The sequence below is a fragment of the Pseudomonas sp. X10 genome (genome assembly GCF_054889225.1).
This window is the reverse complement of the sequence record NZ_CM142677.1, coordinates 3,485,672-3,508,259: the sequence shown is the minus strand read 5'-3', so window position 1 is coordinate 3,508,259 and position 22,588 is coordinate 3,485,672. Positions and strand designations below refer to the sequence as shown.

Here is a 22,588-nt window from a genome sequence, read left to right as displayed (position 1 = left end):
GGGAATAAAAACGCCCGGCTGAGCCGGGCGTTGTACGCAGGGCGCAGATCAGATGCGTTTGGCCTGGGCCGCTGCGTTGCCGATGTAGGACGCCGGGGTCAGCTGCTTGAGCTCGGCCTTGGCGTCGGCCGGCATGTCCAGGCCATCGATGAAGGTCAGCAGCGCCTCTGGGCTGATGCCTTTGCCACGGGTCAGCTCCTTGAGCTTCTCGTAGGGGTTCTCGATGTTGTAGCGACGCATGACGGTCTGGATCGGCTCGGCCAGGACTTCCCAGCAGGCGTCCAGGTCGGCGGCGATGCGCTGGGTGTTGATCTCCAGCTTGCCAATGCCCTTGAGGCTGGCTTCATAGGCGATGACGCTGTGGGCAAAGCCCACGCCAAGGTTGCGCAGCACGGTGGAGTCGGTCAGGTCGCGCTGCCAGCGCGAGATCGGCAGCTTGCTGGCCAGGTGCTGGAACAGCGCGTTGGCGATGCCCAGGTTGCCTTCGGAGTTCTCGAAGTCGATCGGGTTGACCTTGTGCGGCATGGTCGAGGAGCCGATCTCGCCAGCGACGGTCTTCTGCTTGAAGTAGCCCAGGGAGATGTAGCCCCAGACGTCGCGGTCGAAGTCGATGAGGATGGTGTTGAAGCGGGCGATGGCGTCGAACAGCTCGGCGATGTAGTCGTGCGGTTCGATCTGGGTGGTGTAGGGGTTGAACACCAGGCCCAGCTCGTCCTCGATGAAGGCGCGGGCGTTGGCTTCCCAGTCGATCTGCGAGTACGCCGACAGGTGGGCGTTGTAGTTGCCTACGGCACCATTGATCTTGCCCAGCAGCGGCACCGCAGCGACCTGGGCGATCTGGCGCTCCAGGCGGTACACCACGTTGGCCAGTTCCTTGCCCAGGGTGGTCGGCGAGGCCGGCTGGCCGTGGGTGCGCGACAGCATCGGCACGTCGGCGTGCTGGTGGGCCAGGGCGCGAATGGCGTCGGCGATCTGGCGCATCAGCGGCAGCAGCACGTCGTCACGACCGGCGCGCAGCATCAGGGCGTGGGACAGGTTGTTGATGTCCTCGCTGGTGCAGGCGAAATGGATGAACTCGCTGACCTTGGCCAGTTCCGGCAGCTTGGCGGCCTGCTCCTTGAGCAGGTACTCGATGGCCTTGACGTCGTGGTTGGTGGTGCGCTCGATTTCCTTGACGCGCTCGGCATGCTCCAGCTTGAAGTCGCTGGCCAGGTCGTCGAGCAGGGCATTGGCTTCGGCGGAGAAGGCCGGGACTTCGGCGATCTGCGGGTGGGCGGCCAGGCGCTGGAGCCAGCGGACCTCGACCTGGGCGCGGAAACGGATCAGGCCGTATTCGCTGAAAATGGGGCGCAGGGCCTGGGTTTTGCCGGCGTAGCGGCCGTCTACAGGGGAAACCGCAGTGAGCGAGGAAAGCTGCATGGGGTGTTCTCGGACAGTCAGGCTTTGAAAAGGGCGCATATCATACATGAAAAACGCGCCCGGGTCGGGTGGCTGACCAAAGGTCTGCCGGGATGTGTACCGCCTGTAGGAGCGGGCTGCCCACGATAGGGTGGTGGGCCGCACCGCCGCAATCGCGGGCAAGCCCGCTCCTACAGGCGTCGCGCCGCTGCGATTAGCCGCGCAGCAGCGGGTAAAGCTCCTTCAACAGCTTGCGCCGGCTGAACACCAGTTGCCAGCGGTGTCCGCCGAGCTGACGCCACAGGTGCGCGGCGCGGATGCCGGCCAGCAGCAGGGCACGGATCTTCGAGGCATTGCTGGGCTGCTGCAGGTGGCGCATGTCGCCGTGCACCTGGATGCGCTGGCGCAGGGTACTCAAAGTATCTTGGTACAAGGCGCCGCTGGAGGCGATGACGTTTTCGTGAACCAGGCCGAAATGCTCGGCCTGGGACTGGATCTGTGGCAGGCGCTTGCCAATGGTGTCGAGCATGTCGCCGCGCTTGGCCAGCTGGCGCTCGAGACCGAGCATCGACAGGGCGTAGCGCAGTGGCTCGCGTTGCAGGCTGCCTGGGTCGCGCTCCAGGGCACTGGCCAGGGAGCGGTAGCCGTCGCGCAGGTTGAGGTCGTCGCCGCCGAAGACTTCCATCGTGTCCTTCGGGTCACGCACCAGCAGGCTGCCGAGCATGCAGGCAAGGTTGGCCTCGCTGGCCTGGCCGGTGCGGGCTATGCGGTCGACCAGCACGGCGGCCTGGAACACACCGGCGAGGGCGATCAACTGCTCCTGGGTGTTGTTCATCCGCGGGCGCTCCATGGCTCAGCGGTCTCGATCACGCCGCCGCCAAGGCAGATCTCGCCGTCGTAGAACACCACCGACTGGCCTGGGGTGACGGCACGCTGCGGTTCATCGAAGACCGCGCGGTAGCCCTCTGCGGTGCGCTCCAGGGTGCAGGCCTGGTCCGCCTGACGGTAGCGCACCTTGGCGTTCAGGCGGCGCGGCTCGGTCAGGTCGAGCGGGTTGACCCAGAAGATTTCCGAGGCGAGCAGGGCGCGGGAGAACAGCCATGGGTGTTCATTGCCCTGGCCGACCACCAGCACGTTGCGCGCCAGGTCCTTCTCCAGCACGTACCAGGGTTCGTCGCCGGCGTCCTTGAGGCCGCCGATGCCCAGGCCCTGGCGCTGGCCGATGGTGTGGTACATCAGGCCGTGGTGGCGGCCGATCACTTCGCCTTCGGTGGTCTGGATCTCGCCGGGTTGGGCGGGCAGGTACTGCTTGAGGAAGTCGCTGAAGCGGCGTTCGCCGATGAAACAGATGCCGGTGGAGTCCTTCTTCTTCGCCGTGGCCAGGCCGTGCTTTTCGGCGATGGCGCGTACTTCGGGCTTCTCCAGTTCGCCAACCGGGAACAGGGTGCGGGCAATCTCCTTGCCGCCGACGGCGTGCAGGAAGTAGCTCTGGTCCTTGTTCGGGTCCAGGCCCTTGAGCAGCTCGGTGCGGCCATCGCTGTCGCGGCGGCGCACGTAGTGGCCGGTGGCGATCAGGTCGGCGCCCAGGGACAGGGCATAGTCGAGGAAGGCCTTGAACTTGATCTCGCGGTTGCAGAGGATGTCCGGGTTGGGGGTGCGCCCGGCCTTGTACTCTTCGAGAAAGTGCTCGAATACGTTATCCCAGTATTCGGCGGCGAAGTTGGCGGTGTGCAGCTTGATGCCGATGCGGTCGCACACGGCCTGGGCATCGGCCAGGTCTTCACGGGCGGTGCAGTATTCGGTGCCGTCGTCCTCTTCCCAGTTCTTCATGAACAGACCTTCCACCTGATAGCCCTGCTCCATGAGCAGGAGGGCGGAGACGGAAGAGTCCACGCCGCCGGACATGCCGACGATGACGCGGGTCTTTGCGGGGTCGTAGAGTGCTGAGCTGGACATGGCTACCGGTGTGTATCTGGAAAAAGATGGCGATTCTATCAGGCCAGGCCGATCAAGGCTAAGTGCCTGTCAGTCACGCAGCAGGGCGAGGCTGTGCAAGGGGCCGGCAAGGTAGTCGTCGATACAGCGTGGCACCAGTTCGCTGCGCCAGCGAGATGGGTCGGCCAGCAGTTCGTCACGGGTCAGCCAGACGGCACGGACGATGTCGCTGTCCAGCGCCAGGTCGGCATGGTGGCGCACGGGGCGCGCGGCGAAGCAGATGCGCTGGTAGGTCACGCCGTTGCTCGGTGCGGTGTACAGGTAGATGCCGACCACGCCGGTCAGCTCGACTTCCCAGGCGGTTTCTTCGAGGGTTTCGCGCAGGGCGGCCTGGGGCAGGGTTTCATTGGGTTCCAGGTGCCCGGCCGGCTGGTTGAACACGTGCTGGCCGGCCTTGAACTCCTCGACCATGAGGAAGCGGCCTTGGTCTTCGATGACGGTGGCGACGGTGATATGGGGTTGCCAGGACACGGTCGGTTCCCTCTCGGTTGCAAGTTCCAAGCTACAAGCCACAAGAAGAAGCCGATCGTGCTCCGCTTCTTCTTGTGGCTTGCAGCTTGAAGCTTGTCGCTAAAAAGAAGCCCCGGTGCGTGGCCGGGGCTTGTGGTGTTACGTCAAGCGAACCTTACAGTGCGGCAATGGCGCTGTTGAAGGTTTGGCTTGGGCGCATCACCTTGGCGGTCAGCTCGGCATCCGGGGCGTAGTAGCCACCGATGTCGGCCGGCTTGCCCTGGACAGCGTTGAGCTCGGCGACGATGGTCGCTTCGTTCTCGGCCAGTACCTTGGCCAGCGGCGCGAAGCGCGCTTGCAGGGCGGCGTCGTCGCTCTGAGCGGCCAGTGCTTCGGCCCAGTACAGGGTCAGGTAGAAGTGGCTGCCACGGTTGTCGATGTTGCCGACTTTGCGCGCTGGCGACTTGTTGTCGTCGAGGAACTTGCCGGTAGCCTGGTCCAGGGTAGCGGCCAGGACCTTGGCGCGTGGGTTGGCGTAGGCTTCGCCCAGGTGCTCCAGGGAGGCGGCCAGGGCCAGGAACTCACCCAGCGAATCCCAGCGCAGGAAGTTCTCTTCGACCAGCTGCTGCACATGTTTCGGTGCCGAACCGCCGGCGCCGGTTTCGAACAGACCACCACCGTTCATCAGCGGCACGATCGACAGCATCTTGGCGCTGGTGCCCAGCTCCATGATCGGGAACAGGTCGGTCAGGTAGTCACGCAGCACGTTGCCGGTCACCGAGATGGTGTCCTTGCCTTCGCGGATGCGCGCCAGGGAGAACTTGATGGCGTCGACCGGCGCCAGGATGCGGATGTCCAGGCCGCTGGTGTCGTGATCCTTCAGGTACTTCTGCACCTTCTCGATCATTACGCCGTCGTGGGCGCGGACCGGGTCCAGCCAGAACACCGCAGGGGTGTTGCTCAGGCGGGCACGGTTGACGGCCAGCTTGACCCAGTCCTGGATCGGCGCGTCTTTGGTCTGGCACATGCGGAAGATGTCGCCGGCTTCGACGTTCTGCTCCAGCAGCAGGTTGCCCTTGCTGTCGACCACGCGGACAACGCCGTCGGCCTTGATCTGGAAGGTCTTGTCGTGGGAGCCGTACTCTTCGGCCTTTTGCGCCATCAGGCCGACGTTCGGCACGCTGCCCATGGTGGTCGGGTCGAAGGCGCCATTGGCCTTGCAGTCCTCGATCACGGCCTGATAGATGCCGGCGTAGCAGCGGTCAGGGATGACGGCCTTGGCATCTTGCAGTTCACCGGCGGTGTTCCACATCTTGCCCGAGTCGCGGATCATCGCTGGCATCGAAGCGTCGACGATGACGTCGCTCGGTACGTGCAGGTTGGTGATGCCCTTGTCGGAGTTGACCATGGCCAGGGCCGGGCGAACGGCGTACAGGGCCTGGATGTCCGCTTCGATCTCGGCCTGCTTGTCGGCCGGCAGGGACTTGATGCGGGCGTACAGGTCGCCGATGCCGTTGTTGGCGTTGAAGCCGACTTCAGCCAGGGCGGCGGCGTGCTTGGCCAGTACGTCGTTGTAGAACTCTTCGACGATGACGCCGAACATGATCGGGTCGGAGACCTTCATCATGGTGGCCTTCAGGTGGACCGACAGCAGCACGCCCGAAGCTTTGGCGTCGGCGATCTGCTCTGCGATGAAGCTGCGCAGAGCCTTGCGGCTCAGCACGGCGCAGTCAATCACTTCAGCGGCTTTGACCGCGGTCTTTTCCTTCAGGACGGTGGTGGTGCCGTCTTTCTCGACCAGCTCGATGCGCAGGCTGTCATCGGCTTCGATCAGCGCGGCCTTCTCGCTGCCGTAGAAGTCGCCCTGGGTCATGTGCGCCACGTGGGACTTGGAGTCGGTGGCCCAGGCACCCATCTTGTGTGGGTGCTTGCGGGCGTAGTTCTTGACCGACAGCGGGGCGCGGCGGTCGGAGTTGCCTTCGCGCAGGACCGGGTTCACGGCGCTGCCCTTGATGCGGTCGTAGCGGGCGCGGGCTTCTTTCTCGGCGTCGGTGGCAGGGGTGTCTGCGTAGTCAGGGATGTTGTAGCCCTTGGTTTGCAGTTCCTTGATCGCGGCCTTCAGCTGCGGCACCGAAGCGCTGATGTTCGGCAGCTTGATGATGTTGGCTTCAGGAGTGGTGGCCAGTTGGCCCAGTTCCGCCAGGTGATCGCCTACCTGCTTCTCGGCACCCAGTTGCTCCGGGAATGCGGCGAGGATACGGCCGGCGAGGGAGATGTCGCGGGTTTCAACGGCGATGTCGGCCGAAGCGGTGAAGGCTTCGATGATCGGGAGCAGTGAATAGGTGGCGAGGGCAGGAGCTTCGTCAGTGAAGGTATAGATGATCTTGGAACGGGTGGGCATATTCGGGTTAACTCTCTGTTTTGCTGAGCGTGCTCGAAGTCTCGAGGTGCGCAGGGTAGGCGCTTCGCCCGGGCGATGCCATGGGCAATTGGTCGAGAGGCTACGAGCGGTGATGGTGGATGCATCAGTCGAGCGTCAAACGGCTGGGATGCGGTAACAGCCCAGGCTTTCTGGCCATTCATGGCCGAGGGCGAGCCGCGATTTTCCAAGGGTTCGCCCCAAATGACCCTGCGGTCAGCTGCGGAGTATACCAAACCCTTTGGCCTAATCAGCAAGGCGAAGTGATATCGATCCCTTTATAAGACGAAAGATGTAGGGGCAATGTGGTGTGATGCCGCAGGGCGTGCGGGCTTCACGTCGCACGCTTCAAGCGGCCCGGCACGCCGTCCGGGCAGGCTTTCATCTTGATGCCCGGTCGCGGGGCCGGGCGGCGCATCCACTGCTGAAATTCTTGCCGCTTGCCGCTCGAAGCTTGCAGCTCGGAAAAGCTGGTTTAGGCTCAATGGATCGCAGGATGTCTTTCACATCAAAAGAAAGCGGAGTAGTGCAGCATGGGATACCAGAAAATCAAGGTTCCGGCAGACGGCGCCAAGATCACCGTCAATGCAGACCATTCGCTGAATGTTCCAGACAATCCGATCATCCCGTACATCGAAGGCGATGGCATCGGCGTCGATGTCAGCCCGGTCATGATCAAGGTGGTCGACGCTGCGGTCGAGAAGGCTTACGGGGGCAAGCGCAAGATCGCCTGGATGGAGGTCTACGCTGGCGAGAAGGCCACCCAGGTGTATGACCAGGACACCTGGCTGCCTCAGGAAACCCTGGATGCGGTGCGTGACTACGTGGTTTCGATCAAGGGCCCGCTGACCACTCCAGTAGGCGGCGGTATCCGTTCGCTCAATGTCGCTTTGCGCCAGCAGCTCGATCTCTACGTGTGCCTGCGTCCGGTCCTGTGGTTCCAGGGCGTGCCGAGCCCGGTGAAGAAGCCTGGCGACGTTGACATGGTGATCTTTCGCGAGAACTCCGAGGACATCTATGCCGGTATCGAGTGGAAGGCCGGCTCGCCCGAGGCGGACAAGGTGATCAAGTTCCTCAAGGAGGAAATGGGCGTCACCAAGATCCGTTTCGACCAGGATTGCGGCATTGGCATCAAGCCGGTCTCGAAGGAGGGCACCAAGCGCTTGGTGCGCAAGGCCCTGCAGTATGTGGTGGACAACGACCGTGAGTCGCTGACCCTGGTGCACAAGGGCAACATCATGAAGTTCACCGAAGGCGCCTTCAAAGACTGGGGGTACGAGGTGGCGCAGGAGGAATTCGGCGCCGAGCTGCTCGATGGCGGCCCTTGGATGAAGTTCAAGAACCCCAGGACGGGCCGCGAGGTCATCGTCAAGGACGCCATCGCCGACGCCATGCTCCAGCAGATCCTGCTGCGTCCGGCCGAATATGACGTGATCGCCACCCTCAACCTCAATGGTGACTACCTGTCCGACGCCCTGGCGGCGGAAGTCGGCGGCATCGGCATCGCGCCGGGGGCAAACCTGTCCGATACCGTGGCCATGTTCGAGGCGACGCACGGTACCGCGCCCAAGTACGCGGGGCAGGACAAGGTCAACCCGGGTTCGGTGATCCTTTCGGCGGAGATGATGCTGCGCCACATGGGCTGGATCGAGGCGGCCGACCTGATCATCAAGGGCACCAACGGCGCTATCGCGGCCAAGACCGTCACCTACGACTTCGAACGCCTGATGGACGGTGCGACCTTGGTCGGCAGTTCAGGCTTTGGGGATGCCTTGATCAAACATATGTAAGGCAAATGAAAACCGGCCAATCTTGAGGATTGGCCGGTTTTTTGTCTGTGGAAGAGGCGGAGAGATCAAGCCTCGGCAGTGGTGGCCTGTGTCGCGCTGTCGATCTGCGCGGTGGCCTCGCTGAAGTTCCTGATATTGGTAGCGTGAAGCCCCTTGGGTCCTTGAATGATCTCGAAGGTCACGGCCTGCCCGGCTTTGAGTGTCTTGTAGCCGTCCATCTGGATGGCCGAATAGTGAGCGAACAGGTCTTCGCTCTTGCCCTCCTCGTTGATGAAGCCGTAGCCCTTGGCATTGTTGAACCACTTGACTTTACCGCTTGCCATCCTCATATCCCTCTGCAAAGGACTCCATCACTGGAGTATCATCCACTCCATCCGCATATGAACCTGCGAAAATTTCTGGTTGACTGCGCGGATCTTTATCGACCACGGTGGGTTCTTATTGGTTGTAACACCGTTTTGCCGATAGTCAAGGTCAGGCGACGGTCGCTCCGGCGTAGGCTTTCGCGGTCAACCCATAACCTTAACCTGTCGATATGATGAAATTCTTTCCATGCATGCACACAGCCAGATTCGACTAACATTCAATCAGGATCGCCCGCAATCGCATGAGGACGATGGTTCCGGCCTGGCGGTGCAAGAAGCCAAGCCGGCCCTGCAGGCGCCACCGATGTACAAGGTGGTTTTGTTCAACGATGACTACACGCCGATGGATTTCGTCGTCGAAGTGCTCGAGATGTTCTTTAACCTGAACCGCGAGCTGGCGACCAAGATCATGCTGGCCGTCCATACCGAGGGGCGGGCAGTGTGCGGATTGTTTACCCGCGACATCGCCGAGACAAAGGCCATGCAGGTCAACCAATACGCCAGGGAAAGCCAGCATCCGCTACTCTGTGAAATCGAGAAGGACGGTTAATCGCCGACCACTTGGGTATGAGGTGAAGCTATGTTAAACCGCGAGCTCGAAGTCACCCTCAATCTGGCCTTCAAGGAGGCTCGTTCGAAGCGTCATGAATTCATGACGGTCGAGCACTTGCTGCTGGCGCTCCTTGACAACGAAGCGGCCGCCACCGTTCTACGCGCCTGCGGCGCCAACCTCGACAAGCTCAAACATGACCTGCAGGAGTTCATCGACTCCACCACACCGCTGATCCCGGTGCACGACGAGGACCGCGAGACCCAGCCTACCCTGGGCTTCCAGCGCGTGCTGCAGCGTGCCGTGTTCCATGTGCAGAGTTCGGGCAAGCGTGAAGTCACCGGCGCCAACGTGCTGGTGGCGATCTTCAGCGAACAGGAAAGCCAGGCCGTGTTCCTGCTTAAACAGCAGAGCGTGGCCCGTATCGACGTGGTCAACTACATCGCCCATGGCATCTCCAAGGTGCCGGGCCACGGCGAGCACTCGGAAAACGACCAGGACATGCAGGACGAGGAGGGTGGCGAAGCCTCTTCCTCGGGCAATCCGCTGGACGCCTATGCCAGCAACCTCAACGAACTGGCTCGCCAGGGCCGTATCGACCCGTTGGTGGGCCGCGAGCAGGAAGTCGAGCGCGTTGCCCAGATCCTCGCCCGTCGGCGCAAGAACAATCCGCTGCTGGTCGGTGAGGCCGGCGTCGGCAAGACCGCCATCGCCGAAGGCCTGGCCAAGCGCATCGTCGATGGCCAGGTGCCGGACCTGCTGGCCCAGAGCGTGGTCTACTCGCTCGATCTTGGCGCGCTGCTGGCCGGCACCAAGTACCGTGGCGACTTCGAGAAGCGCTTCAAGGCGCTGCTCGGCGAGCTGCGCAAGCGCCCGCAGGCGATCCTGTTCATCGACGAGATTCACACCATCATCGGGGCCGGTGCGGCATCGGGTGGGGTGATGGACGCTTCCAACCTGCTCAAACCGCTGCTGTCGTCGGGTGATATCCGTTGCATAGGTTCGACCACCTTCCAGGAATTCCGTGGCATCTTCGAGAAGGACCGGGCACTGGCACGGCGTTTTCAGAAGGTCGATGTCACCGAGCCTTCGGTGGAAGACACCGTCGGTATCCTGCGCGGCCTGAAGGGGCGTTTCGAAACCCACCACAGCATCGAGTACAGCGACGAGGCTCTGCGTGCCGCCGCCGAGCTGGCAGCGCGCTACATCAATGACCGGCACATGCCGGACAAGGCCATCGATGTGATTGACGAGGCTGGCGCCTACCAGCGCCTGCAGCCGGAGGAAAACCGGGTCAAGCGTATCGATGTGGCCCAGGTGGAAGACATCGTCGCCAAAATCGCGCGGATTCCGCCAAAGCACGTCACCAGTTCCGACAAGGAGCTGCTGCGCAACCTGGAGCGTGACCTGAAGCTGACCGTGTTCGGCCAGGATGCGGCGATCGACTCGCTGGCAACGGCGATCAAGCTGTCGCGGGCCGGGCTCAAAGCGCCGGACAAGCCGGTCGGCTCCTTCCTCTTCGCCGGCCCGACCGGTGTCGGCAAGACCGAGGTGGCGCGCCAGTTGGCCAAGGCGCTGGGTGTCGAGCTGGTGCGGTTCGACATGTCCGAGTACATGGAGCGGCACACCGTGTCGCGCCTGATCGGTGCGCCTCCTGGCTATGTTGGGTTCGACCAGGGTGGCCTGTTGACGGAGGCGATCACCAAGCAGCCGCACTGTGTGCTGCTGCTCGATGAGATCGAAAAGGCTCACCCGGAAGTCTTCAACCTGCTGCTGCAGGTGATGGACCACGGTACCCTGACCGACAACAACGGCCGTAAGGCGGACTTCCGCAACGTGATCCTGATCATGACCACCAACGCGGGGGCTGAAACCGCTGCGCGGGCCTCGATCGGCTTCACCCAGCAGGATCATTCGTCCGACGCCATGGAGGTCATCCGCAAGAGCTTCACGCCGGAGTTCCGCAACCGCCTGGATACCATCATCCAGTTTGGCCGCCTGAGCCACGACGTGATCAAGAGCGTGGTGGACAAGTTCCTCATCGAGCTGCAGGCCCAGTTGGAAGACAAGCGGGTGCTGCTGGAAGTGAGCGATGCGGCGCGCAACTGGCTGGCTACCGGCGGTTACGATCCGCAGATGGGCGCGCGGCCGATGGCGCGGCTGATCCAGGACAAGATCAAGCGGCCGTTGGCCGAGGAGATCCTGTTCGGCGAGCTGGCCGAGCATGGAGGCGTGGTGCACGTCGACATGCGCGATGGCGAACTGGTGTTCGACTTCGAGACCACGGCAGAGATGGCCTGAGGGTAGGCAATATGCAGGTGGCGCAGCTTAGCTAGCGCTTGCCTGCATAGCATCGATTACAGGGGCTGAGGCAGGCCTGTCCCCACGGTACCATCAACAAAAAAGCCCGGCACATTGGCCGGGCTTTTTCATGGCTGGAGCTTAGCGGGCGCGATAGGTGATGCGGCCTTTGCTCAGGTCATATGGCGTCAGTTCGACGCGGACCTTGTCGCCAGTGAGAATACGGATGTAGTTCTTGCGCATCTTGCCGGAGATGTGCGCGGTAACGACGTGCCCGTTTTCCAACTCCACGCGGAACATGGTGTTGGGCAGGGTGTCGACGACAGTGCCTTCCATTTCGAAGCTGTCTTCTTTCGACATGCAGTAAAGCCCTCGGTATCCAGTGGTGGCCCGACACACGACTGCACCGGGCAAAAAAAGTGGCGTGGATTATGCCCGAAAACTGCTGTTCAAGCCAATGCTTTCAGTTGAGGGTGACCCACCGCTGGTTGATCAGCAGCTCGATGGGGCGGTACTGGGTCTTGTAGTTCATTTTCTTGCAGTTCTTGATCCAGTAGCCAAGATAGACGGCCTCCAGATCTTGGCGCAGGGCCTCGGTGATTTGCCAGAGGATGGCATAGCGGCCCAGGCTGCGGCGCTCTTCGTCGGGCTCGTAGAAGGTGTACACCGCCGACAGGCCGTTGGGCAGCAGGTCGCTGACCGCTACGGCCAGCAAGCGCTCCCCCTGACGGAACTCGTAGAACCAGCAGAACGACAGGTCGCGGACCAGGAAGGTGGAAAACTGGTCGCGGCTCGGGGGGTACATGTCGCCGTCCGCATGGCGCTGTTCGATGTAGCGCCGGTACAGGTCGAAGTACTCCTCCTTGAAGGCCGGGCGGGCGGCGGTGACGGTCAGGTCGGCGTTGCGTTTGAGGATGCGCCGTTGCTGGCGGTTGGGTATGAAGCGCGAGGCCGGTATGCGTGCAGGCACGCACGCATTGCAGTGCTGGCAATGGGGGCGGTACAGGTGGTCGCCGCTGCGGCGGAATCCCATCTCCGACAGGTCGGCGTACACGTGCACGTCCATCGGCTGGCTCGGGTCGAGGAACAGCGTGGTGGCCTGTTCATCCGGCAGATAGCTGCAGGAGTGGGGCTGAGTGGCATAGAACTTCAACCGCGCCAGCTCTGTCATGATCAACCCCCTAGGCAAGACTTTGCCTTAAGTGTAAGCCAGCTGGGAGAACTCGACTAGCGAACCCAGGCCAGGTTGCTGGGCTTTAGGGTTTGTTGGCGTGCGGCGTGGCCGGGAATGAAACGTCAACAGCCCCTACGTAGCGGGCCAGGTAGTCGGCGAAGCTGGCGCGGCTGATGGCGCGGGCCCCGAAGCTGTGCAGGTGCTCGGTCGGCATCTGGCAGTCGACCAGCACGAAACCGCTCTGCTTCAGCTGTTCGACCAGGGTCACGAAGCCTACTTTGGAGGCATTGTCGGCGCGGCTGAACATCGACTCGCCGAAGAACAGCCGGCCCATGGCCAAGCCATAGAGCCCGCCGATCAGCTCGCCCTCCTGGCGTACTTCCACCGAATGGGCGATGCCGCGCTGGTGCAGTTGGCAATATGCTGCCTGCATGCTCTCGGTGATCCAGGTGCCGTCGCTATAGCTCCTTGGTGCGGCACAGGCGGCGATCACGCCGGCGAAGTCGGTGTCGAAGCTCACCTGGTAGCGGCCTTGGCGCAGCAGCTTGGCCAGCGAGCGCGAGACGTGCAGTTCATCGGGGAACAGCACGGTGCGTGGGTCAGGCGACCACCAGAGGATCGGCTGGCCATCCTGGTACCAGGGGAAGCAGCCATGGCGGTAGGCCTGTTCCAGGCGCTCGGCGCTCAGATCGCCGCCAGCGGCGAGCAGGCCGTTGGGGTCGTGCAGGGCCTTTTCCAGAGGGGGGAAGGTCAGGGAGTCGCGGTTGAGCCAGGTCAGCATGGTCTTTTGCGGTGGGGGAGGGGAGGAGGGGTCAGCATGGCGCGCAGACCGGATGAGGTCAATGTGCAGGACCTGAGCGTCCAGGCGTATGCCGTTCACGCGGCAGGCGACCGTTCGGCTTGGGATGCAATCTGGTCTATGCCAGGCATACCGTCGCCCAGCCCTCGCCCTGGCTGGCGCAACTTGCCAGCATACTTGTTGTCACACCTGTGTAAAAACACAGCATAAGCCTTTGTCACGAAAGCGAATGCGTGCTCAAATTGCATCTTATATGGAACCGGCCCCGTTCACGCCTTCATCCGGCGTGCCGCCATGGCGGCGGGAGGGCAGTAATGTTAAAAGTAGTGATTCATTGACTGTTCATCTGGGTCGATCACTGTTGGACGCGCACCACGCGCAGGAATAGACGCGTTTTGAAGAAATCCACCGCAACCCCGACTCCCTTGCCTGTGCCGCTCTGGCGTCAGCAACTGCACTACCGCCTCAAGGAAGGTGCGCTGATCGCCATCGGCGCCTTGTGCCTGTACCTGTGGATGGCGCTGCTGACCTACGACACGGCGGACCCAGGCTTCAGCCACACCAGCAATGTCGAGCAGGTGCAGAACGCTGCTGGCCGCGCCGGAGCGTACTTCGCCGATATCCTGTTCATGGTTCTGGGGTTCTTCGCCTATATCTTCCCGTTGCTGCTGGCGATCAAGACCTGGCAGATCTTCCGTGAGCGCCATCAACCCTGGCAGTGGAGCGGCTGGCTGTTCTCCTGGCGCCTGATCGGCCTGGTGTTCCTCGTGCTTTCTGGCGCGGCGCTGGCGCATATCCATTTCCATCCGCCGCAGACCATGCCGTTCTCCGCTGGCGGCGCCCTGGGTGAGAGCCTCGGTGACCTGGCCAAGAGCCTGCTGAACGTCCAGGGCAGCACCCTGATGTTCATCGCCCTGTTCCTGTTCGGCCTGACCGTCTTCACCGACCTGTCGTGGTTCAAGGTCATGGACATCACCGGCAAGATCACCCTCGACCTGTTCGAGCTGGTGCAGAACGCCGCCAACCGCTGGTGGGCCGCGCGCAATGAGCGCAAGCGCCTGGTGGCGCAGCTGCGCGAGGTCGACGAGCAGGTCGATGAAGTGGTCGCCCCGGTGGTGGCGGACAAGCGCGAGCAGGTCAAGGCCCGCGAGCGCATCATCGAGCGCGACAAGGCTCTGACCAAGCATGTCGTCGAACGCGAGCAGCAGCCTGCCCCGGTGATCATGCCGGCCCCGGCCAAGGCGCCGGAGCCGAGCAAGCGGGTGATGAAGGAAAAACAGGCGCCGCTGTTCGTCGACAGTGCCGTCGAAGGCACCTTGCCGTCGATCTCGATCCTCGATCCGGCCGAGAAGAAGAAGGTCAACTATTCGCCCGAGTCCCTGGCCGGTGTTGGCCACCTGCTGGAGATCAAGCTCAAGGAATTCGGTGTCGAGGTCTCGGTGGACTCGATCCACCCGGGCCCGGTGATCACCCGCTACGAGATCCAGCCTGCGGCTGGGGTCAAGGTCAGCCGTATCGCCAACCTGGCCAAGGACCTGGCGCGTTCCCTGGCGGTGACCAGCGTGCGTGTGGTCGAGGTGATCCCCGGCAAGACCACCGTGGGGATCGAGATTCCCAACGAAGACCGTCAGATCGTGCGCTTCTCCGAGGTGCTGTCGTCGCCCCAGTACGATGAGGCCAAGTCGCCGGTGACCATGGCCCTGGGCCATGATATCGGCGGCAAGCCGGTGATCACCGACCTGGCGAAGATGCCACACCTGCTGGTAGCCGGTACCACTGGTTCGGGTAAGTCGGTGGGGGTCAACGCCATGATCCTGTCGATCCTGTTCAAGGCGGGGCCGGAAGACGCCAAGCTGATCATGATCGACCCGAAGATGCTCGAACTGTCGATCTACGAAGGTATTCCGCATTTGCTCTGCCCGGTGGTCACCGACATGAAGGACGCCGCCAACGCGTTGCGCTGGAGCGTGGCCGAGATGGAGCGGCGCTACAAGCTCATGGCAGCCATGGGCGTGCGCAACCTGGCTGGTTTCAACCGCAAGATCAAGGACGCCGAAGAAGCCGGCGAGCCGATCTACGACCCGATGTTCAAGCGCGAAAGCATGGATGACGTGCCGCCGCTGCTGAAAACCCTGCCGACCATCGTGGTGATCGTCGACGAATTCGCCGATATGATGATGATCGTCGGCAAGAAGGTCGAAGAGCTGATCGCCCGTATCGCCCAGAAGGCCCGGGCCGCCGGTATCCACCTGATCCTCGCTACCCAGCGTCCATCGGTGGACGTGATCACTGGCTTGATCAAGGCCAACATCCCGACCCGCATGGCGTTCCAGGTGTCGAGTAAGATCGACTCGCGGACCATCATCGACCAGGGCGGTGCCGAACAACTGCTTGGCCACGGTGACATGCTCTACATGCCGCCAGGCACCAGCCTGCCGATCCGCGTTCATGGCGCTTTCGTCTCCGACGACGAGGTGCACCGCGTCGTCGAGGCCTGGAAGCTGCGCGGCGCGCCGGACTACAACGACGACATCCTCAATGGCGTCGAAGAGGCCGGCAGCGGCTTCGAAGGTGGCGGCGGTGGCGGCGACGGCGATGACCCCGAGGCTGACGCGCTCTACGACGAGGCCGTGCAGTTCGTGCTGGAAAGCCGCCGTGCTTCCATCTCCGCGGTGCAGCGCAAGCTGAAGATTGGCTATAACCGCGCTGCGCGGATGATCGAAGCGATGGAGATGGCGGGCGTGGTCACCCCCATGAACAGCAACGGCTCGCGAGAAGTGATTGCTCCGGGCGGCCCGCGCGATTGATGATCACCCTGCCGGGCGCCAAAGGCGGCGCCCGGCCTACTCACTGCTCAATGAGGATTCCCATGCGCGCGATTCGCATGCTGTTGGTTTCTGCCCTGGTCATGGCGCCCTTTGCCGCCCATGCCGATGAAAAAGACGTGGCGCGCCTCACCCAGTTGCTGGAGAAGTCGCAGACCCTCACCGCCCGTTTTTCCCAGCTGACCCTGGATGCCGGTGGCACCAGCCTGCAGGAAACCAGCGGCGAGATGGCGGTCAAGCGCCCAGGCCTGTTCTACTGGCACACCGATGCCCCCCAAGAGCAGGTGGTGGTCTCCGATGGCCAGAACGTCACCCTGTGGGACCCGGACCTGGAACAGGCCACGGTCAAGAAGCTCGATGTACGCCTGAACCAGACCCCGGCGCTGCTGCTGTCCGGTGATGTGTCGAAGATCAGCGAAAGCTTCGACATCACCTCCAAGGAGCAGGGCGATGTCATGGACTTCACTCTCAAGCCCAAGACCCGGGACACCCTGTTCGACTCCCTGCGCGTGTCGTTCCGCCGTGGCCTGATCAATGACATGCAGTTGATCGACAGCGTCGGCCAGCGCACCAATATCCTGTTCAACGGGGTCAAGGCCAATGAGTCGATCCCGGCGAGCAAGTTCCAGTTCAAGATCCCGGAAGGCGCGGACGTCATCCAGGAATAAGAGGTCATAGAGCCCGTCATGGACCTGTTTCAAAGCGAACCCGTCGCCCAGCCCCTGGCCGCGCGCCTGCGCCCGGCCAACCTGGACGAGTACGTCGGCCAGGAGCATTTGCTGGCGCGTGGCAAGCCGCTGCGTGAGGCGCTGGAGCAGGGGGCGCTGCACTCGATGATCTTCTGGGGCCCGCCCGGGGTCGGCAAGACCACCCTGGCGCGGCTCCTGGCGCAGTTCTGTGACGCCCATTTCGAGACGGTCTCGGCGGTGCTGGCCGGGGTCAAGGAGATCCGCCAGGCGGTGGAGGTGGCCAAGCAGCAGGCCGGGCAGTACGGCCGACGCACCATTCTGTTCGTCGATGAAGTGCACCGCTTCAACAAGTCGCAGCAGGATGCCTTTCTGCCGTATGTGGAGGACGGTACGCTGATCTTCATCGGCGCCACCACCGAGAACCCGTCCTTCGAGTTGAACAACGCCTTGCTTTCGCGGGCGCGGGTCTATGTGCTCAAGAGCCTCGACGAAGCAGCCCTGCGCAAGCTGGTCAACCGCGCCCTGAGCGAAGACCGTGGCCTGGGCAAGCGCCAGCTGCGGGTCGGCGATGAAGCCTTCCAGATGCTCATGGCCGCTGCCGACGGCGATGGCCGGCGCATGCTCAACTTCTTGGAAAACGCCTCGGACCTGGCCGAAGACGGTGGCGAGATCGGCGTCGAGCTGCTGCAAAGCCTGCTCGGCGACAGCCGCCGCCGCTTCGACAAAGGGGGCGAGGCTTTTTATGACCAGATATCGGCACTGCACAAGTCGGTGCGCGGCTCCAACCCGGACGGTGCGTTGTACTGGTACGCGCGCATGCTCGACGGTGGTTGCGACCCGCTGTACATCGCCCGTCGCGTGGTGCGCATGGCCAGCGAGGACATCGGCAACGCCGACCCGCGCGCCCTGAGCCTGTGCCTGGCGGCGTGGGACGTGCAGGAGCGCCTGGGCAGCCCCGAGGGCGAGCTGGCGGTGGCCCAGGCCATCACCTACCTGGCCTGCGCGCCGAAGAGCAACGCGGTGTACATGGGCTTCAAGACCGCCATGCGCGAAGCCGCCGAACACGGCTCGCTGGAAGTTCCGCTGCACTTGCGCAATGCCCCGACCAAGCTGATGAAGCAACTGGGCTATGGCGAGGAGTACCGCTATGCCCACGACGAGCCGGATGCCTATGCCGCGGGCGAAGACTATTTTCCTGAACAGTTGGAGCCGCGTCAGTACTACCAGCCGGTACCCCGTGGCCTGGAGCTGAAGATCGGCGAGAAGCTGCGCCATCTGGCCGAACTGGACCGCAACAGCCCCCGCCAAAGGAGAAAACCGTGATAGCACTTGTCGCTGCGGTCAGCGCGGGCGGCGTCGCCGGCACCTTGCTGCGCTTCGCTGCTGGCAATTTGGTCAATGCCTACTGGCCACGGCACTTCTATCTCGGTACGCTGGCGGTCAACCTGATTGGCTGCCTGCTGATCGGCCTGCTCTATGGCCTGTTTCTGCACCGGCCGCTGGTGCCGGTCGAACTGCGCGCCGGGCTGATCGTCGGCTTTCTCGGCGGCCTGACCACTTTTTCATCCTTTTCACTGGACACCGTGCGCCTGCTCGAAAGCGGGCAGGCGCCGTTGGCCTTCGGTTATGCTGCAGCCAGCGTATTGGGCGGGCTGCTCGCGACCTGGGCCGGCCTTTATTTGACCAAATTCTGAACCAAACGAGAGAACGATATGCTCGATTCCAAACTGTTACGCGGCCAACTTCAGGAAGTGGCGGACCGCCTGGCCTCCCGTGGCTTCAGCCTGGATGTCGCGCGCATCGAATCCCTGGAAGAGCGCCGCAAGGCGGTGCAGACCCGCACCGAGCAACTGCAGGCCGAGCGTAACGCCCGTTCCAAGTCCATCGGCCAGGCCAAGGCCAGGGGCGAGGACATCGCCCCGCTGATGGCCGACGTCGAGCGCATGGCTACCGAACTGGCCAGTGGCAAGAGCGAACTGGACGCCATCCAGGCCGAACTGGACGGTATCCTGCTGGGTATCCCCAACCTGCCAGACGCCAGCGTGCCGGTCGGTGCGGACGAAGACAGCAACGTCGAAGTGCGCCGCTGGGGCACGCCGCGCCAGTTCGACTTCGAGGTCAAGGACCACGTGGCCCTGGGCGAACTCAGCGGCGGCCTGGATTTCGAGACCGCAGCCAAGCTGTCCGGTGCTCGTTTCGCCTTGCTGCGCGGCCCGATCGCACGCCTGCACCGCGCTCTGGCGCAGTTCATGATCAACCTGCACACCAGCGAGCACGGCTACGAAGAGGCCTACACCCCGTACCTGGTGCAGGCACCGGCCCTGCAGGGCACCGGCCAACTGCCCAAGTTCGAGGAAGACCTGTTCAAGATCAGCCGTGAAGGCGAAGCCGACTTCTACCTGATCCCGACCGCCGAGGTCTCGCTGACCAACATCGTCGCCGGCGAAATCCTCGACGCCAAGCAACTGCCGATCAAGTTCGTCGCCCACACCCCGTGCTTCCGCAGCGAAGCCGGTGCTTCGGGCCGTGATACCCGTGGCATGATCCGCCAGCACCAGTTCGACAAGGTCGAGATGGTGCAGATCGTCGAGCCGGGCAAGTCCATGGAAGCCCTGGAAGGCCTGACCGCCAACGCCGAGCGGGTGCTGCAGGCCCTTGAGCTGCCTTATCGCGTGCTGGCTCTGTGCACCGGTGACATGGGCTTCAGCGCGGTCAAGACCTACGACCTGGAAGTCTGGGTGCCGAGCCAGGACAAATACCGCGAGATCTCCTCGTGCTCCAACTGCGGCGACTTCCAGGCCCGCCGCATGCAGGCGCGCTGGCGCAACCCGGAAACCGGCAAGCCGGAATTGGTGCACACCCTCAACGGTTCTGGCCTGGCGGTCGGCCGTACCCTGGTGGCGGTGCTGGAGAACTACCAGCAGGCCGATGGCTCGATCCTTGTGCCAGAGGTGCTCAAGCCGTACATGGGTGGCCTGGAGGTCATCCGCTAAATGGATTTCCTGCCGCTGTTCCACAAGCTGCAGGGCAGCCGCGTACTGGTCGTCGGTGGTGGCGAGATCGCTCTGCGCAAGGCGCGCCTGCTGGCCGACGCCGGTGCCGCGCTGCGGGTGGTCGCGCCAGAGGTCGAAGGTCAGTTAGCCGCGGTTGCTGGGCAGAGTGGAGGTGAGGTTCGGGTGCGCGGCTACCAGCCGGGCGACCTGGACGGTTGCCGGCTGGTGATCGCCGCCACCGACGACCCGGTGCTCAATGCCCAGGTCTCGGCCGACGCCCAGCAGCGCAGCCTGCCGGTCAATGTGGTGGACGCTCCGGCGCTGTGCACGGTGATCTTTCCGGCCATCGTCGACCGTTCGCCCCTGGTGGTGGCAGTGTCCAGCGGCGGCGATGCGCCGGTGTTGGCCCGGCTGATCCGGGCCAGGCTGGAAGCCTGGATTCCGGCCGCCTATGGCGAGCTGGCCGGCCTGGCTGCGCGCTTTCGCGACAAGGTCAAGTCGCTGTACCCGGACGTCAACCAGCGCCGTGGCTTCTGGGAGGACGTGTTCCAGGGCCCCATCGCCGAACGCCAGCTGGCCGGGCAGGGCGCTGAAGCCGAGCGCCTGTTGCAGGCCAAGGTGGATGGCGCGCCGGTGCAGCAGGGAGGGGAGGTCTATCTGGTCGGGGCAGGGCCGGGTGACCCGGACCTGCTGACCTTTCGCGCCCTGCGCCTGATGCAGCAGGCCGACGTGGTGCTCTACGATCGTTTGGTCGCTCCGGCGATCATCGAGATGTGCCGGCGCGACGCCGAACGCATTTACGTCGGCAAGCGCCGCGCCGACCATGCCGTACCCCAGGATCAAATCAACCGCCTGTTGGTCGACCTGGCGAGGCAAGGCAAGCGCGTGCTGCGCTTGAAGGGCGGTGACCCGTTCATCTTTGGTCGTGGTGGCGAAGAGATCGAGCAACTGGCCGAGGAGGGGATTCCTTTCCAGGTGGTGCCTGGGATTACTGCGGCCAGCGGTTGCTCCGCTTATGCAGGCATTCCGCTGACCCATCGCGACTATGCCCAGTCGGTGCGCTTCGTCACCGGTCACCTCAAGGACGGCACCAGCAATCTGCCATGGGATGACCTGGTGGCGCCGGCCCAGACCTTGGTGTTCTACATGGGGCTGGTCGGCTTGCCGACCATCTGCAGCGAGTTGATCCGCCACGGCCGCGCGGCCAGCACGCCTGCGGCGCTGGTGCAGCAAGGCACTACCCGCAACCAGCGGGTGTTCACCGGCACCCTGGCGGACCTGCCGGAGCTGGTGGCCCGGCACGAAGTCCACGCACCGACGTTGGTGATCGTGGGCGAAGTGGTGCAGCTGCGCGACAAGCTGGCCTGGTTCGAAGGGGCACAGGAGTAGTTCCGGCGTCCATATGGCCCTGTGGGTCATATGATCGACGCTATGCCGGTAGGAGCCAGCGTCAGCTGGCTCCTACCTTGTCTTGCATCGAGCGCAGGCGCCTCAGAACAACGGCACCGAATAGCTCACCGCCACGCGGTTCTGGTCCTGGTTCCACTCGCTTGGTACGCCGCTTCGCAACATGCCGTTTCTCCAACTGAACGCCAGCCCTTTGAACGTTCCGCCCTGCACCACATAATCCAGGGCGATATCCCGTTCCCATTCCTTCTCATCGCCGCCCGTGGCCATGCGGATGTTCGTGCCCTTGAGGTATGCCACCGACGCCACCAGCCCCGGTACCCCTAATGCAGCGAAGTTGTAGGCGTATTGGCCAAAGGTGGTGCGCTCGCCGGCTCGGGTGAAGCTGGTTACCAGTCGGTCGGTGAATAGGTAGATGCTGGCTCCCGCCGCGCCTTCGCCGGTATTGCCCTGGTTGAGCTGGACGAAGTTGCCGCTGTCGGACACCCGCTGGTGGCCGACCAGGATCGAGTGCCCGCCCAGCGCATAGGTGAACATCGCGCTCCAGGTGTCGTTGTCGATCTTGCCCGCGGTATCGGCCAGCCCGCTGGCCTGGTAACCCTCGGCGCGCCCGGCGGCCGAGTCGTTGCGGCCATCGGCGTCGGTCTTGAAGTAGCGCAGGTCGGTGGTCAGCGATTGGCTCTCGCCCAAGGTCCAGACATGCACCAGACCACCGAAATGCTGGACGTAGTAATCCTCGAGCTGGGCCACGTAGTACTGCAGCTTGAGGGCTTTGGTCGCCTGATAATCGGCACCGGCGAAGAGAAACTCGTTGCTCTGCTGCGTGCCGCCAGCCACTGCCAGCCCGGAGCGGTTGCTGGAGCCGCGGCCAGTGGTGTGCTCCAGGCGCCCGCCGACCAGAGTCAAGTGGTCGATATCCTGGGAGGTAATCATCCCGCCCTCGAAGGTTTGTGGCAGCACGCGTCCGTCGTTGGCCACCAGGATCGGCAGCTTCGGCTGCAAGGTGCCGTAGCGCGCCTCGGTCTTCGAAAAGCGCAGTTTGCCGGTCAACCCCAGGCGGCTCCAATCATCTACGGCGCTGCCGTCACGTTCATCAGGGATCATCGAACTGCCGCGGTGGTTGCCTGCACCACCGTCCAGGCGCACACCCAGCAGGCCCAGCGCATCGACACCAACGCCGACCGTGCCGTCGGTGAAGCCGGACTGGTAGTCGAGCACGAAACCCTGGGCCCACTCGGCCGTCTTGCTCTGCCCGTCCGCGCCGGGACGGTCGCGCAAGTCGTTGTTGAAGTAATAGTTGCGCAGGTTGAGGGTGGCCTTGCCGTCCTTGACGAAGTCCGCCTGGGCGACGGGAGCGAGGAGGGCGCTGCTGGCGGTCAGCAGGGACAGGTGCACGAACGGCTTTTTTATCATTGTTGTTTTCCTGGTTGCAG

At 63.4% G+C, this 22,588-nt stretch carries 19 protein-coding genes; 9 read left to right on the top strand and 10 right to left on the bottom strand.

Features of this window, described 5'->3' with window-relative positions; translation table 11 throughout:
- Positions 1-48 precede the first annotated feature (48 nt).
- The 5 genes from purB to ACYU03_RS16070 form a co-directional block, all read right to left on the bottom strand.
- Entirely contained in the window at positions 49-1,419 is a 1,371-nt protein-coding gene (purB, locus tag ACYU03_RS16090; protein ID WP_461885645.1) for an adenylosuccinate lyase, read from the bottom strand.
- Between the two features lie 193 nt (positions 1,420-1,612).
- Positions 1,613-2,233: a high frequency lysogenization protein HflD gene (gene hflD / locus ACYU03_RS16085; protein WP_461885644.1), complete on the bottom strand. Its 621-nt coding sequence runs from the start codon at positions 2,231-2,233 to the stop codon at positions 1,613-1,615.
- A complete protein-coding gene (mnmA, locus tag ACYU03_RS16080) occupies positions 2,230-3,354 on the bottom strand; it encodes a tRNA 2-thiouridine(34) synthase MnmA (RefSeq protein ID WP_461885643.1) in 1,125 nt (374 codons plus the stop codon). Before mnmA ends, hflD begins: the two co-directional genes overlap by 4 nt.
- Positions 3,355-3,423: 69 nt before the next feature.
- The gene (locus ACYU03_RS16075) at positions 3,424-3,864 is read right to left on the bottom strand and encodes an NUDIX hydrolase (protein WP_461885642.1); all 441 of its coding nucleotides are present in this window, start codon (positions 3,862-3,864) and stop codon (positions 3,424-3,426) included.
- Between the two features lie 154 nt (positions 3,865-4,018).
- Positions 4,019-6,244 carry an NADP-dependent isocitrate dehydrogenase gene (locus ACYU03_RS16070; protein WP_461885641.1) on the bottom strand — a complete coding sequence of 742 codons (2,226 nt, stop codon included), beginning with the start codon at positions 6,242-6,244 and terminating at the stop codon, positions 4,019-4,021.
- Positions 6,245-6,795: 551 nt separating this feature from the next.
- Between ACYU03_RS16070 and icd the strand changes: the two genes are divergently transcribed.
- On the top strand, positions 6,796-8,052 hold the full coding sequence (gene icd / locus ACYU03_RS16065) for an NADP-dependent isocitrate dehydrogenase (RefSeq protein ID WP_461885640.1): 1,257 nt from the start codon (positions 6,796-6,798) through the stop codon (positions 8,050-8,052).
- 65 nt (positions 8,053-8,117) lie between these two features.
- On the opposite strand, the gene cspD is transcribed toward icd, so the two are convergent.
- A complete protein-coding gene (gene cspD / locus ACYU03_RS16060; protein ID WP_461885639.1) occupies positions 8,118-8,375 on the bottom strand; it encodes a cold shock domain-containing protein CspD in 258 nt (85 codons plus the stop codon).
- A gap of 229 nt (positions 8,376-8,604) precedes the next feature.
- On the opposite strand from cspD, the gene clpS reads away from it, so the two are divergent.
- Together clpS and clpA are read left to right on the top strand one after the other, a co-directional pair.
- Entirely contained in the window at positions 8,605-8,967 is a 363-nt protein-coding gene (gene clpS, locus ACYU03_RS16055) for an ATP-dependent Clp protease adapter ClpS (protein WP_461885638.1), read from the top strand.
- 30 nt (positions 8,968-8,997) lie between these two features.
- Entirely contained in the window at positions 8,998-11,268 is a 2,271-nt protein-coding gene (gene clpA, locus ACYU03_RS16050) for an ATP-dependent Clp protease ATP-binding subunit ClpA (RefSeq protein ID WP_461885637.1), read from the top strand.
- 141 nt (positions 11,269-11,409) lie between these two features.
- On the opposite strand, the gene infA is transcribed toward clpA, so the two are convergent.
- The 3 genes from infA to aat all read right to left on the bottom strand — a co-directional run bounded on the left by infA (position 11,410) and on the right by aat (position 13,223).
- Positions 11,410-11,628, bottom strand: coding sequence for a translation initiation factor IF-1 (gene infA / locus ACYU03_RS16045; protein ID WP_002553999.1), 219 nt, complete (start codon positions 11,626-11,628; stop codon positions 11,410-11,412).
- 103 nt (positions 11,629-11,731) lie between these two features.
- Positions 11,732-12,439, bottom strand: a complete 708-nt coding sequence (locus tag ACYU03_RS16040; RefSeq protein WP_461885636.1) for an arginyltransferase — start codon at positions 12,437-12,439, stop codon at positions 11,732-11,734.
- Between the two features lie 85 nt (positions 12,440-12,524).
- Positions 12,525-13,223 carry a leucyl/phenylalanyl-tRNA--protein transferase gene (gene aat, locus ACYU03_RS16035; RefSeq protein ID WP_461885635.1) on the bottom strand — a complete coding sequence of 233 codons (699 nt, stop codon included), beginning with the start codon at positions 13,221-13,223 and terminating at the stop codon, positions 12,525-12,527.
- 413 nt (positions 13,224-13,636) lie between these two features.
- Between aat and ftsK the strand changes: the two genes are divergently transcribed.
- The 6 genes from ftsK to cysG all read left to right on the top strand — a co-directional run bounded on the left by ftsK (position 13,637) and on the right by cysG (position 21,137).
- On the top strand, positions 13,637-16,048 hold the full coding sequence (gene ftsK, locus ACYU03_RS16030; RefSeq protein ID WP_461885634.1) for a DNA translocase FtsK: 2,412 nt from the start codon (positions 13,637-13,639) through the stop codon (positions 16,046-16,048).
- Positions 16,049-16,110: 62 nt separating this feature from the next.
- On the top strand, positions 16,111-16,734 hold the full coding sequence (lolA, locus tag ACYU03_RS16025) for an outer membrane lipoprotein chaperone LolA (RefSeq protein WP_461885633.1): 624 nt from the start codon (positions 16,111-16,113) through the stop codon (positions 16,732-16,734).
- Positions 16,735-16,752: 18 nt separating this feature from the next.
- Complete coding sequence (locus ACYU03_RS16020; RefSeq protein WP_461885632.1) at positions 16,753-18,078, top strand: replication-associated recombination protein A; 1,326 nt, start codon at positions 16,753-16,755, stop codon at positions 18,076-18,078.
- Complete coding sequence (gene crcB, locus ACYU03_RS16015) at positions 18,075-18,449, top strand: fluoride efflux transporter CrcB (RefSeq protein ID WP_461885631.1); 375 nt, start codon at positions 18,075-18,077, stop codon at positions 18,447-18,449. The genes ACYU03_RS16020 and crcB overlap by 4 nt, the downstream gene beginning before the upstream one ends.
- 18 nt (positions 18,450-18,467) lie before the next feature.
- A complete protein-coding gene (gene serS / locus ACYU03_RS16010) occupies positions 18,468-19,748 on the top strand; it encodes a serine--tRNA ligase (protein ID WP_461885630.1) in 1,281 nt (426 codons plus the stop codon).
- Positions 19,749-21,137 carry a siroheme synthase CysG gene (cysG, locus tag ACYU03_RS16005; protein WP_461885629.1) on the top strand — a complete coding sequence of 463 codons (1,389 nt, stop codon included), beginning with the start codon at positions 19,749-19,751 and terminating at the stop codon, positions 21,135-21,137.
- Between the two features lie 102 nt (positions 21,138-21,239).
- Here the strand turns inward: cysG and ACYU03_RS16000 are convergent, their stop codons facing one another.
- The gene (locus tag ACYU03_RS16000) at positions 21,240-22,568 is read right to left on the bottom strand and encodes an OprD family porin (RefSeq protein ID WP_461885628.1); all 1,329 of its coding nucleotides are present in this window, start codon (positions 22,566-22,568) and stop codon (positions 21,240-21,242) included.
- Positions 22,569-22,588: the final 20 nt, after the last annotated feature.